At 71.5% G+C, this 12,079-nt stretch carries 10 protein-coding genes and 1 pseudogene; 7 read left to right on the top strand and 4 right to left on the bottom strand.

Annotated features, from left to right (window positions below; translation table 11 throughout):
• The first annotated feature begins 158 nt into the window (after positions 1 to 158).
• Positions 159 to 812: a response regulator gene (locus IEZ31_RS52320; protein ID WP_190257654.1), complete on the top strand. Its 654-nt coding sequence runs from the start codon at positions 159 to 161 to the stop codon at positions 810 to 812.
• Here IEZ31_RS52320 and IEZ31_RS52315 read toward each other — a convergent pair.
• The 4 genes from IEZ31_RS52315 to IEZ31_RS52300 are packed head-to-tail and all read right to left on the bottom strand — an operon-like array spanning position 809 to position 5,274.
• Entirely contained in the window at positions 809 to 2,008 is a 1,200-nt protein-coding gene (locus IEZ31_RS52315) for a cytochrome P450 (RefSeq protein ID WP_229837174.1), read from the bottom strand. The two genes, IEZ31_RS52320 and IEZ31_RS52315, sit on opposite strands and share 4 nt — an antisense overlap.
• Complete coding sequence (locus tag IEZ31_RS52310) at positions 2,005 to 3,690, bottom strand: FAD-dependent oxidoreductase (protein ID WP_190257653.1); 1,686 nt, start codon at positions 3,688 to 3,690, stop codon at positions 2,005 to 2,007. The genes IEZ31_RS52315 and IEZ31_RS52310 overlap by 4 nt, the downstream gene beginning before the upstream one ends.
• Before the next feature lie 34 nt (positions 3,691 to 3,724).
• Positions 3,725 to 4,630 carry a sensor histidine kinase gene (locus tag IEZ31_RS52305; RefSeq protein WP_190257652.1) on the bottom strand — a complete coding sequence of 302 codons (906 nt, stop codon included), beginning with the start codon at positions 4,628 to 4,630 and terminating at the stop codon, positions 3,725 to 3,727.
• Entirely contained in the window at positions 4,627 to 5,274 is a 648-nt protein-coding gene (locus tag IEZ31_RS52300) for a response regulator (protein ID WP_190257651.1), read from the bottom strand. Before IEZ31_RS52300 ends, IEZ31_RS52305 begins: the two co-directional genes overlap by 4 nt.
• Positions 5,275 to 5,359: 85 nt before the next feature.
• Here IEZ31_RS52300 and IEZ31_RS59935 point away from each other — a divergent pair.
• The 6 genes and pseudogenes from IEZ31_RS59935 to IEZ31_RS52270 all read left to right on the top strand — a co-directional run.
• A pseudogene (locus tag IEZ31_RS59935) lies at positions 5,360 to 5,731 on the top strand (GtrA family protein); the annotation flags it as partial.
• A gap of 85 nt (positions 5,732 to 5,816) precedes the next feature.
• Complete coding sequence (locus tag IEZ31_RS52290; RefSeq protein ID WP_229837173.1) at positions 5,817 to 7,094, top strand: glycosyltransferase; 1,278 nt, start codon at positions 5,817 to 5,819, stop codon at positions 7,092 to 7,094.
• Entirely contained in the window at positions 7,084 to 8,697 is a 1,614-nt protein-coding gene (locus IEZ31_RS52285; protein ID WP_190257649.1) for a glycosyltransferase family 39 protein, read from the top strand. Before IEZ31_RS52290 ends, IEZ31_RS52285 begins: the two co-directional genes overlap by 11 nt.
• A gap of 17 nt (positions 8,698 to 8,714) precedes the next feature.
• Positions 8,715 to 10,223: a hypothetical protein gene (locus tag IEZ31_RS52280; RefSeq protein WP_190257648.1), complete on the top strand. Its 1,509-nt coding sequence runs from the start codon at positions 8,715 to 8,717 to the stop codon at positions 10,221 to 10,223.
• Between the two features lie 6 nt (positions 10,224 to 10,229).
• Entirely contained in the window at positions 10,230 to 11,258 is a 1,029-nt protein-coding gene (locus IEZ31_RS52275) for a sensor histidine kinase (RefSeq protein ID WP_190257647.1), read from the top strand.
• The gene (locus IEZ31_RS52270; protein WP_190257646.1) at positions 11,255 to 11,926 is read left to right on the top strand and encodes a response regulator; all 672 of its coding nucleotides are present in this window, start codon (positions 11,255 to 11,257) and stop codon (positions 11,924 to 11,926) included. The genes IEZ31_RS52275 and IEZ31_RS52270 overlap by 4 nt, the downstream gene beginning before the upstream one ends.
• Positions 11,927 to 12,079 lie beyond the last annotated feature (153 nt).

Here is a 12,079-nt window from a genome sequence, read left to right as displayed (position 1 = left end):
CGATGGCCCGGTGGTCACCAGTGGTGCATCGGCACTCTCTCAAACGCCGACACAAGGATGGTGGCCCAGTGAGCGGTCCGGAGCGAAGCGGAGGCCACGTGGGTGGGCCGGAGCCAAGCGGAGGCCACGTGGGTGGTCCGGAGCGCAGCGGAGGGCGCATGAGCGTCAGGGTTGTCATCGCGGACGACCAGCGGATGGTCCGGGCCGGCCTGCGCATGGTCATCGAGACCGAGCCGGACATGACCGTCGTCGGCGAGGCGAGCGACGGCGTCGAGGCGGTGGCCCTCGCCCGGCGGCTGCGCCCCGAGGTCGTCCTCATGGACATCGCCATGCCCCGCCAGGACGGCCTGGAGGCGACCCGCGCCCTGCTCGCCAACCCCGGCGCGCCGCGGATCATCGTGCTCACCACGTTCGACACCGACGAGAACCTGTTCAACGCGCTGCGCGCCGGCGCGAGCGGCTTCCTGCTCAAGGTGTCGTCGCCCGAGCATCTCATCACCGCGATCCGCGTGGTCGCGGCCGGCGAGGCGCTGCTCGACCCGGCCATCACCACCCGGGTCATCTCGGCGTTCGCCGGCACGCCCGGCCCGAAGCCGCCGCCCGAGCTGGCCGAGCTGACCCCGCGCGAGACGGACGTGCTCCGCCTCATGGCGCGGGGCCTGTCGAACGGCGAGATCGCGGCCGCCCTGACCGTCGGCGAGGCGACCGTGAAGACCCACGTGGCGCGGGTCCTCATGAAGCTGAACCTGCGCGACCGGGTCCAGGCGGTCGTCTACGCGTACGAGTCGGGCCTGGTGCGAGCCGGGGCCTAGTCCAGCGCCACGCGCAGGTGGCGCGGGCCGCGCAGGACGGCGCTCATGCGGTACGCGGGGGGATCCTCCAGCAGGCGGGCGTCGGCCAGCGCCGGGGCCAGGCCGCGCAGCGCCACCTGTGCCTCCAGCCGGGCCAGCGGGGCACCGAAGCAGTAGTGGATGCCGTCGCCGAAGCCCAGGTGCTGGACCGGCCGGCGCTGCGGGTCGAACCGGTCCGGGTCCGCCAGGTGCAGCGGGTCGCGGTTGCCGGCCGCCAGCACCAGGGTGATCGAGGCGCCCTTCGGGATCGTCGTGCCGGCCAGCTCGATGTCGGCCAGGGCCTTGCGCCAGGGCAGGAACTGCACCGGCGGGTCCCAGCGCAGCACCTCCTCCACGAACGGCACGACGAGGTCCGGGTCGTCGAGGAGCCGCTCCAGCCAGACCGGCTGGCGCAGCAGGACCAGGGCCGAGTTCGCGATGAGGTTGACGGTGGTCTCGTGGCCGGCGATGAGCAGCAGCACGGCGGTGCTGACGAGCTGGTCGCGGGTCATCCGGCCGTCGGGCCCGTCGTCGGTGGCGAGCGCGGAGAGGAGGTCGCCGCCCGGCTCGGCCACGCGCCGGTCGACGAGCTCGCCGAGGTAGTCGGCCAGCTCGCGGAACGCGGTGTGGGCGGCGTCGAGCTGGTCCTCCCGGGGGTGGTGCGGGTCGATCGTCTGCAGCGCCACGTCGATCCAGGCGCGGAACCGCGGCTCGTCCTCGATCGGCACCCCGAGCAGCTGGGTGATGACCAGGACCGGCAGCGGGTAGGCGAACTGGTCGACGAGGTCGACGGTCGCGCCGGGGAAGTCGGCGATGAGCCGCTCGACGATGCCTTCCAGGGTCGGCTGCAGGTCGTCGATGCGGTGCGGCGAGTGCGGCGGGCCGAACGGGCGGGTGGCGAGCCGGCGCAGCCGGTCGTGGTCGGGCGGGTCGAGCCGCAGGAAGCTCGGCGGCAGCCCGATCATCTTGTGCAGGTCCTCCCGGGCCGGGTGGTCGGCCGAGCTCAGCCGCGGGTCGTGCAGGAGCGCGGCGATCTCGCGGAACGTGCTCACCACGTAGGTGCCGTCGGGCTCCCGGCCGACCGGGGTGCGGCGCATCGCCGTGTACAGCGGGTACGGGTTGTGCCGGTTCACGGGGTCGAGGACGGCACCGAAGATCGAGCCGACTGTGGTGGTCACGATGTCCTCCGCAGCAGGGTGGCGTGGCGCTCGCTCGGGTCGTGGCCGGTCACCACGACGGTCGCGTCGCGGGCGAGGAAGGTCGGGTCGGGCACACCGGCCGGGACGGGCAGGAGGTCGTCCGGCTGGTCGACGGTGTCGAACCGCGGCGGGAACGGCGCGGCCTGCTCGATGAGCCGCTCGTAGAAGGGCAGCAACTTGGCCTGGTTGAAGGTGACCGCGGCGGTGAGGCGGCCCCGGTACCCGTACGCCGCCGCGAAGCGCCGCTCGGCGATCGAGCCCTGGGTGACGACGACCTGGTCGGCGAAGGTCGGCACCCCGACGGACTTGATGTTGTTGCCGAACTGCAGCGACCAGAACTTCGGCATGTGCAGGTGCGGCCAGCGGTCGGACTCGTCGCTCACCATGTTGTGCGCGGCGACCTCGGCCTGCGCGACCGCGTTGGCCCAGTGCTCCAGGGCCAGGAACTGGTAGCCGAACATCGCGTTCGGGGCCCGGGCGACGTCGCCGGCCACGAAGATGTCGTCGGTCACCAGGCCGTTGACGTCGAACGCCCGGCAGCCGGCGTCGCAGGCCACGCCCCACGGCCCGACGGCGAGGCCCGAGTCGCGCAGCCACTCGACGTTGCGGATGCTGCCGAGCGCGGCCACCACGACGTCGAACGTCATGCTGGTGCCGTCGGAGAAGTGCGCCCGGTGGACCCGCCCCTCCGCGTCGCCCTCGATGGCCAGGACCGTCGTGCCGCAGCGCAGGTCGACCCCGTGCTCGCGCTGGATCTCGGCCGCGACCTCGCCGATCACCCCGCCGAGCGCCCCCGCGAGCGGGGTCGGCGCGGCCTCGGCGACGGTGACGTCGAGGCCGAGCTGGCGGCAGGTCGAGGCGACCTCCGAGCCGGTGAAGCCGGCGCCGACGATGAGCACCCGGCCGGGCCGCTCGCCGCGCAGCTGCTGCCGATGCTCCCCACGGATGTGCGCGCTGGCGTCCGGGTCGGGCCCGGCGTTGACCAGCGGCCGGCCGAACGCCGACGGCAGCGCCATGAGCCGCTGTTGCAGGCGCAGCGCGTCGTCGCGGGTGCGCAGCACGAACATCCCGTCGAGGGCCGCCTCGGTCGGGTCCGGCCACGGGCGGGCCCGCACGCCGGTCGCGATGAGCAGCCGGTCGAACGGCACCGCCGAGCCATCGGAGAGGTGCACCCGGCGGTCGGCGAGGTCGAGCCCGATCGCCTCCACGCCGAGGCGCCAGCGCGCGTCGAGGTCGGCGCGGTGGGGCAGCGTGGTGCCGTCCGGAGGCACCCGCCCGCTCAGCGCCTGCTTCGACAGCGGCGGCCGGTCGTAGGCCTCGTACGGCTCGTGGTCGATCATCGTCAGCGAGCCGTGGAAGCCCTCCTCCCGCAGCGCCTCGGCGGCCCGCAGCCCGGCGAGCGACGCGCCCACGACGACGATCCGGGCCGCGTTCGCGGCCGCCGTGCCGACGCGTGGCATGTCCTGGATGGCGAGCCGGTCGATCTGGATGGCCTGCACGGGGCAGGCGGCCGCGGCGCGGCGCACCTTCTCGCGCTGGTCCTCGGACGGTTCCGGGTCGTACAGCAAGGCCTCGTCACCCTGCATCTGGAAGGCGGCCGGGGCCAGGAAGGCACACTGCGCGTACCCCTGGCACTTGGTGAGGTCGACAACCACGCGCATGGCTCCAAGGTCGCGCCTGGATCGCCCGCCGGGTTCACCCGGTCGGGAGGGCTGCCCGCACCACGGTGCCGGCGCCCGGGGCCGTGTCGATCTCCAGCCGGCCGCCGACGAGCGCGGCCCGCTCGCGCATCGAGCGCACGCCGAGCCGCCCCGGATGCGGGCCGTCGAGGACGAACCCCACCCCGTCGTCGACCACCTCCAGGACCACGTGCGTGTCGTCGCCGGCCAGCCGCAGGGTCACCTGCGAGGCGCCGGCGTGCCGGGCGGCGTTGCCCAGGGCCTCCAGCGCGATGCGGTACAGCGCCTCCTCCACCTCAGGGCTGACCACCGGGTCGGCGTCGAGCTGCAGGCCCCAGCCGTCGCGGCCGGGCACCGCGTGCAGGGTCTCGAACAGCCCCTTGAGGGCGGTCGCGAGCCCGGCCCCGACGAGTGTCTCGGGCCGCAGCCGCAGGATGATGCCGCGCAGGTCGGTGAGGCCGGCCGCGGCGGTCTCCTGGATCCAGGCGAGCGACTCCTGCGCGTGCGCCGGGTTGCCGTGCATGAGCTCGGCCGCGGTACCGGCGCCGAGGCTGATCCCGTACAGCGTCTGCACGATCGAGTCGTGCAGGTCGCGGGCCAGCCGCTCGCGCTCCCGGACCGGGTCGGCGCACTCGGCGAGCAGCTGCCGGGCCAGCGGCGCGAACGCCGCGACGTCCTCGGCCCGCGGCGCCCGCCGCTGCCCGACCACCACGAGCAGCCCCGGGTTGACGGGGAGGTAGAGCGTGCGGCGGACCGCCACCGGGAGGCCGCGGTGCAGGATGCGCCCGGCCAGGTCGAGGTCGACCTCGACCGACGGGCCGGCCGACGCGACGACGGCCGGGGAGGCGTCCAGGACGTGCGCGGACCGGGCCCGGGTCAGCTCCCGCGCCAGCGCGCACAGCCCGTCGAGCGCGGCGCTCAACTCGGGGCCGCCGCGTGCACGGGGACCAGCCCCACCCGCATCGCGTAGAGCGCCGCCTGGGTGCGGCTCTCCGCGTTGAGCTTGCTCAGGATGTTGCTCACGTGGGTCTTCACCGTCTGCGGCGCGATGTGCAGCTCGCGGGCGATCTGGCCGTTGGCCCGCCCGCGGGCCAGCAGGATCAGGACCTCCTCCTCGCGCCGGGTCAGCTGGGGCGGGGTGGTCGGCACGTGGACGTCGCGCACCAGGCGGGCCGCCACCGCGGGGGATAGCTGCACCTGGCCGGCCGCCGCCGCCCGCACCGCCCGGTGCAGCTCCTCGGCGTCGGTGTCCTTGAGCAGGTAGCCCACCGCGCCGGCGTGCAGGGCGTCGGCGATGAGCTGTGGTTCGAGGTAGCCGCTGAGCGCCACCACCTCGACGCTCGGCAGCTCGCGGCGGATGACGGCGGTCGCGCTGATCCCGTCGAGGCCCGGCATCAACAGGTCCATGAGCACGATGTCGGGGCGCAGCTCGTGGGTCAGCGCCACGGCCTCCCGCCCGTCGGCGGCCGCGCCGACCGTCTCCAGGTCGGCGCTCAGGGACAGGAAGCTGCGCAGGCCCTCGCGGACCATCGCGTGGTCGTCGGCGATCAAGATCCTGATACTCATCGCCGCTGGCTATACCCGAAGAATCGGGCGAATCACCACGTACTGGGTTCCAGGTGGACTACGCCGATTGGGGGAGACCGAAGGTGTGGATCACCGCCGGACCGCGGCGGGATGCCCCGGGGGCCGCTGGGTCGGCACGGTTGTGAGCGTGACGCACTCCTTGCGCCGGCTCAGCCGGTTCTCCCTCGTGGGAGTCAGCGGTGTCGTCGTGAACAACGTCGCCCTGCTCGTGCTGCACGGCCTGCTCGGGCTGGCCCTCCTGCCCGCGACGGTCGCGGCCGTCGAGATCGCGCTCGTCTCCAACTACATCCTCCACGAACTGTGGACGTTCCGGCGCCGCAGCCTCTCGCTGCAGCGGTTCGCCTACTTCAGCTTGGCCGGCCTCGCCGCGTTGCCGGTCAACGTCATCGTGGTCCAGCTGCTGGTCGGGCTGGGCATGCACTATCTCCCCGCCAATCTGGTCGGTATCGGCGCCGGCTTCGCGGTGAACTTCGCCGTCAGCTCGAAGTGGATTTGGAGTGAACGCAGCGATGGAGCAAGTGGTGTTGACCGGCGTCACCCTGATCTCATTGCTGCTGACGGTGCAGGCGGCGCACGCCCTGTATCTCATGATCTACACGTGGGACCAGCCCGAGGCGGACGCGCACGCGCGGGTGCCCGATCAACGTGTTACGCCACAACTCTCCTTCACCGCCATCCTCCCGGCGCGCCACGAGGAGGAGGTCATCCAAGCCACCATCGCCCGCGCCGCGTCCGCTGACTACCCGCCGCACCTCGTGCAGATCCTCGTGGTCTGCTCGGCGGACGACGTCGGCACCATCGAGCAGGCGCAGATGCAGATCGCCCGGCTGCGAGCGGCCGGCCGGGGCAACGTCGACGTGGTCGTCTTCGACGACGGCCCGATCAACAAGCCGCACGGGCTGAACACGGCGCTGCGGTACGCCACGAACGACGTGGTGGCCATCTTCGACGCCGAGGACGAGGTCCAGCCCGAGCTGTTCGACATCGTCAACACCATCATGGTCACGGAGCAGGTGTCCGTCGTGCAGGCCGGCGTCCAGCTGATGAACTTCGACTCCAACTGGTACTCGACGTTCAACGTGCTGGAGTACTTCTTCTGGTTCCGCAGCCGGCTGCACTACCACGCCAAGAACGGCGCCATCACGCTCGGCGGCAACACGGTCTTCTTCCAGCGCGAGCTCATCGAGCGGCTCGGCGGCTGGGACGAGACCAACCTGACCGAGGACGCCGACATCGGACTGCGCGTCTCCTGCATGGGCGAGAAGGTGCGGGTGGTCTACGACGACCGCTACGTCACCAAGGAGGAGACCCCACCGACGCTGCAGAGCTTCATCAAGCAGCGCACCCGGTGGTGCCAGGGCTTCATGCAGACCCTGGGCAAGGGCACCTGGAAGGAGATGCCCAACTGGCGCCAGAAGTTCCTGGCCTGGTACACCCTCGCCTTCCCGCACGTGCAGGCGATGCTCGGCATCTACCTGCCGGTGGCGCTGCTCAACGCCTTCGTGCTCAGCGTCCCGGTCCCGGTGGCGATGCTGTCCTGGCTCCCGGTGCTCCTGCTGGGCGCCCACTTCGTGATGTCCGTCGTCGGGCTCTACGAGTTCACCGGCGCACACGGGCTCAAGGCCGGCCCTGGCACCGTCGTCAAGATGGCGATCGGCTGGTTCCCCTACCAGATGGTGCTGTCCTACGCGGCCGCCCGCGCCCTGTGGCGGCAGATGCGGGGCGCCACCAACTGGGAGAAGACCGCCCACGTGGGCGCACACCGTACCGAGGCCCCGGAGCTGAGCAATGTCGGCTGACGTCCTCACCCGCACGACGGCCACTGCCGTCAAACAGCCGAAGCGTGACCCGCTCGGCGCAGGCGGCCGCTGGCTGGTCGCCCTGAGCATGCTCATCGGCCTGGTCAGCCACGGCTGGAACATGTTCCGCTATCCGCTGTACCTCACCGACGAGGGCATCTACATGGAGCAGGCGTGGGCCGTCCTGCGCATGGCCAAGCTCTCGCCGTACACCTACTTCTACGACCACGCGCCCATGGGCTGGCTGGCGATCGCCGGCTGGGTGAGCATCCTGCCGGGCGGGTTCAACGCCTTCGGCAACGCCCTCAACACCGGCCGCGCGCTGATGCTCATCGTGCACCTCGCGTCGGTGTTCCTGATGTTCGAGATCGTCCGGCGCTTCAGCGGCAGCAAGCCGGCCGCGTTCCTGGCGACGTTCGTCTACAACCTGTCCCCGCTCGGGGTCTACTACCAGCGCCAGGTCCTGCTGGACAACCTCATGATGTTCTGGATCCTGCTCGGCCTGTACCTGCTGGCCCGCAAGGACGGGCGGATCGTCACCGCGATGGGCGCCGGGGTGTGCTTCGGCCTCGCGCTGGTGACCAAGGAGAACGCGCTGTTCCTCCTGCCGGGCTGTGCCTACCTGCTGCACCGCACGGTGAAGGAGCAGTCGAACCGGCGCTTCGGCGTCAGCTTCTGGTGGTTCTCCATGCTCGCGCCGGTCGTGGGCTACCTGCTGTTCGCCCAGATCAAGAACGAGCTATTCCCGCAGAACTTCAACTTCAACCTGGAGTCCACCACTCCGGGCGACCACGTGTCCCTGCTGTACACCGTCTGGTGGCAGCTGCACCGCAACTCGAACACCAGCACCGGCCTGTCGTTCTCCTACCTGCTGCAGGCGAGCTGGCTGTTCAAGGACAAGTACATCCTCATCGCGGGCGTGGCGGTGACCCTGCTGTGCCTGTTCGCGGGCCGGCGCAACAAGCGCCTCCGCCCACCCATGCTCGCCATGGCGCTGATGGCCGCGGGCTACGGGTTCTACCTGACCCGCAGCGCGCTGCTCGACTTCTACATCGCGCCGATGATCCCGCTGTTCGCTCTCAACCTCGGCATGTTCTTCGGCTGGCTCACCCGGCGCACCAAGCAGGCCGGTGCCTCGGTGCTGGTCGCGTGCCTGCTCGTGCCGGTGCTGGTCATGCCGGGCGGGTTCCTCGTGAAGTACAACACCAAGGGCCAGCTGGAGTTCAGCGACGCCTACCGGCTGCCACTCACCCGCCTGCAGGAGGAGCAGGTGGCGTGGATCAAGGCGAACATCCCGACCAGCGCGCGGCTCATCATCGACGACGACATCTGGGTCGCGCTGCACGACAACAACCCGCCGTACCGCTACGCCCATTCGCACTACAAGGCCACGTCCGACCCGGACGTGCGGGACAAGGTCTTCCACATGAGCTGGGAGAACATCGACTACGTCGTGATGTCCAACAAGATGCGTGACGCGCTCGAGCGCGGCGGCGAGACCTGGATCATCGAGGCGATCGACCAGCACGGCCAGATCGTGTGGGAGGCGACCCGGGGCGACGTCTCGCTGTCCATCATCAAGATCGGTGCAACCTCATCGTGAGTTGCCGGGAGTGAAGGATGCAGACCCTGAAACGCCGCCGGGCGGCTCCGGCGACCGCTCGTACGAATCCGGCCGGTCGCCGGAAGAAGACCCTGAAGCGCCGGAAGCCCAAGATCTCGCCCCGCCGGCTGCTGCTGGCCGCCGCGGCCGCGTTCCTGCTGCTCATGGTGGGCCGCTCGGTGCTGCCCGCGTTGGGCATCGAGGCGCCCGGGCTACCGAAGTTCGGCAGCGAGCCGACGCCGACCACACCGCAGACCAAGGCACCGCCACCGCCGACGATCGACCTCAACGGCGTGCTCGTGCACGGCGGCGACACGCCGATGATCACGCTCAACCCCGGCCTGGTCCGGCTCGGGGGCTCGGTCACCGTGCAGGGCAACGGCTTCGACCAGGGGTCGATGGTCGACGTGTTCCTCGGGCCGCAGTCGGACGGCGCGGCCCCGAAGCCCAAGAAGGGCAAGTCGACGGCGTCCGCCGCCGACCAGCCGAAGCAGGTCGGCACCGCGAAGGCCGGCAAGTACGGGATCTTCACCCTGAACTTCACCTTCCCGAACAAGATGACCGAGCCGGTCCTCGAGGTCACCGCGCAGGCCCGCGGCAGCGACAAGGTGGCCAAGGCCGACGCGGCGGTCGCCCAGGGTGCCGGGCAGGCGGCGCTGTCCGCCGTCGTCGGCAAGCCGGGCGACACGATCAACCTGACCGCGAAGGGCTTCTCGCCGGGTGAGCAGCTCAACGTGTACTGGGGCCGCATCAACGGCACGCCGAACCTCACCCTGACCGCCGACGAGGATGGCTCGGTGGGTAAGACGCCGATCAAGGTCGGCGTGACGGCGGTCGGCCAGACGAGTCTGGTGGTCGTGGGCAAGACCAGTGGCGCGGCGGCGAGCGCCCCGTTCCAGGTGCTGCGGCTGTACCCGTCGATCAAGCTCGCGCCGTACGCGGTGAAGGCGACCCAGAAGATCAGCTTCTCGGGCTCGGGCTTCGCGCCGGGGGAGCGGGTGCTCGTGCGGCTGAACTCGGCCGGCGGGCAGCCGGTGATGGCGGTCGTGACCGACGGCGCCGGCGGGTTCAAGGGCGCCGGCCTGGTCATGCCGTACCAGCTGAAGGGCTCCCAGTCGCTGGTGTTCATCGGCGAGCAGAGCCGCGCGGCCGTCTCCAGCGGCTTCACCATCCTGCCGTTCACGCCGCAGGCCCGCACCAACGCCTACGGCGGCCTGCCGGGCACGATGGTGAACTTCTACGCCACCCAGTTCGCCCCGAACGAGGCCGTCCACGTCTACGTGCGGACGGCGAAGGGCGCCAAGCCGCAGCTCGTCTCGGCCTTCCGGGTGGACCAGAAGGGCACGGCCCGCGCCGTCGGCCAGTACACGATCCCCGGCGACACCGAGGACACCGTCGTGTTCGAGCTGCACGGCCAGCGCAGCGACGCGGTCGCGAAGGTCAACTTCAAGGTCGACAAGTCCGGCGGCCCGGTCGACATCCCGGCGCCGAAGCCGTACACGGTGCCGAAGGGCCTGGAGAACTGACGGCGGATGTACTGGCAGGCGTTCCGCGCCGCCCCGGAGGCGTTGATCGTGCTTGACGCCGCCGGGGTGGTGCGCCTGGCCAGCACCGCCGCCGAGACGCTGTTCCGCCGGTCGACGGCCGACCTCGTCGGCCGGCGGGTCGACGAGCTGTTCGTCACCGACCCGCGCTCCGGCGCCGGCCCCGACCGGCCGATCACCGCCGAGGCGCTGCTGCCGGACGGCCGGCAGCTGCCGGTGGACGTGCGGGCCCGCACGCTGGAGGGCGACCCGAGCGGGCTGGTCGTGCTCGCCGTCGACGACCAGTACGGGCCGGGCCCCTCGCGGGCGACGCTGGAGCAGCGCGTCGCCCGGCTCCTGCAGCTCGGCCAGGAGCAGGGCGAGCTGCTCGGCGACCTCATCCTCAACCAGGAGCGGGAGCGGGCCCGCATCGCCGCCGGGGTGCACGACGACAGCCTGCAGGTGATCACCGCGGCGATGCTGCGCGTGCAGCAGCTGCGCCGCCGGCTGCGCGACCCCGACGACCTGGAGATCCTCGGCCGGCTGGAGGAGTCGCTGGTCAACGCGGCCGAGCGGCTGCGCCGGCTGATCTTCGACTTCCGGCCGCCGAAGCTGCAGGACGACGGGCTGGCCCCGGCCACCCGGGACCTGCTCGACGGGCTCGCGGCCGACCACGACCTGGCGGTACAGCTGCAGGACCGGCTCACCGCCGAACCGGCGCTGCCGACCCGCCTGCTGCTCTACCGCATGCTGCAGGAGGCCGTGGCCAACGTCGGCAAGCACGCCGACGCCGACCGCTGCACCGTGGTCCTCAGCGAGCAGGACGGCGGGTACCTGGTCCGGGTGGTCGACGACGGGGTGGGCGCGGCGGCGTTCGGCGAGCCCGAACCGGGGCACCTGGGGATCGTCCTGATGCGGGAGCGCGCCGCGCTGGCCGGCGGGTGGTTCCGGATCGCCAGCGCGCCCGGCAGCGGGACGACGGTGACGTTCTGGGTGCCGCGCGGCGCGGACCTGCAGTCCAAGGGAGGTTCCCCGTGAGTGGTCGCCCGCCCTACCGGGTGCTGATCGTCGAGGACCACCAGGTGGTGGCGGAAGGGCTCGCGGCGCTGCTGAACGAGCACCCGGAGCTGCGGGTCGTGGCCCTCGCCGGCTCGGTCGGCGAGGTCGAGCACCTGGCCGACGTCGAGCGCGTCGACGTCGTGCTGGCCGACTACTGGCTGCCCGACGGCACCGGGGCCGAGGCCACCGCGGCCCTGCGGGCCCACCAGCCCGACGTCGCGATCGTCTTCCTCAGCGCCGACGACAGCGACCAGGTCATCATCACCGCCCTGGAGGCGGGCGCGGCCGGCTATCTGGTCAAGAGCGCCGGCGGGGCCGACGTGGCCGAGGCCGTGCGGCGTGCCGTCGACGGCGAGATCCTGGTGCCGGCCCGGCAGCTGGCCAAGCTCCTGGCCCGCCGCCGCGAGGAGTCCAGACGCTCGGAGGAGCACGCCCGGCGGCTTGATAGCCTCACCCCGCGCGAGCGGCAGATCCTCAGCCTGATGACCGAAGGCATGGACAACCGTGACATCGCGCGGGAGCTGAGCATCAGCTACACCACGGTCCGCAGCCACGTGCGCCACCTGCTGAGCAAGATGGGCGCCCGCTCGAAGCTCGAGGCCGTCGTCAGGGCCGCCGAGTGGGACGCTCCTACGATTGGAGCATAAACAAATCCGACATTTGTACGCTGACTACATATTTCCGATTTCCGTAGTGTCTTGATCTGCCCGACAGGTTGAGCGGCAGCGCAGGGCTCTCTCCCCGGCGCAACGCACGCCCTCAGCCGATCGTTTCGGCGGCCGCCCGCGCACCCCCGTGGG

It is taken from the genome of Dactylosporangium sucinum (assembly GCF_014647515.1).
In the GTDB taxonomy this organism is placed as follows: Bacteria; Actinomycetota; Actinomycetes; order Mycobacteriales; family Micromonosporaceae; genus Dactylosporangium; species Dactylosporangium sucinum.
Note: the sequence above shows the minus strand (reverse complement) of the source record. Positions and strands in the feature narration are given on the sequence as shown.

Excerpts from the sequence above, each read along its gene's own strand:
- IEZ31_RS52320 (WP_190257654.1), top strand. The coding sequence starts at position 159 with ATGAGCGTCAGGGTTGTCATCGCGGACGACCAGCGGATGGTCCGGGCC.
- IEZ31_RS52310 (WP_190257653.1), bottom strand. The coding sequence starts at position 3,690 with ATGCGCGTGGTTGTCGACCTCACCAAGTGCCAGGGGTACGCGCAGTGT.
- IEZ31_RS52300 (WP_190257651.1), bottom strand. The coding sequence starts at position 5,274 with ATGAGTATCAGGATCTTGATCGCCGACGACCACGCGATGGTCCGCGAG.
- IEZ31_RS52285 (WP_190257649.1), top strand. The coding sequence starts at position 7,084 with ATGTCGGCTGACGTCCTCACCCGCACGACGGCCACTGCCGTCAAACAG.
- IEZ31_RS52280 (WP_190257648.1), top strand. The coding sequence starts at position 8,715 with ATGCAGACCCTGAAACGCCGCCGGGCGGCTCCGGCGACCGCTCGTACG.
- IEZ31_RS52275 (WP_190257647.1), top strand. The coding sequence starts at position 10,230 with ATGTACTGGCAGGCGTTCCGCGCCGCCCCGGAGGCGTTGATCGTGCTT.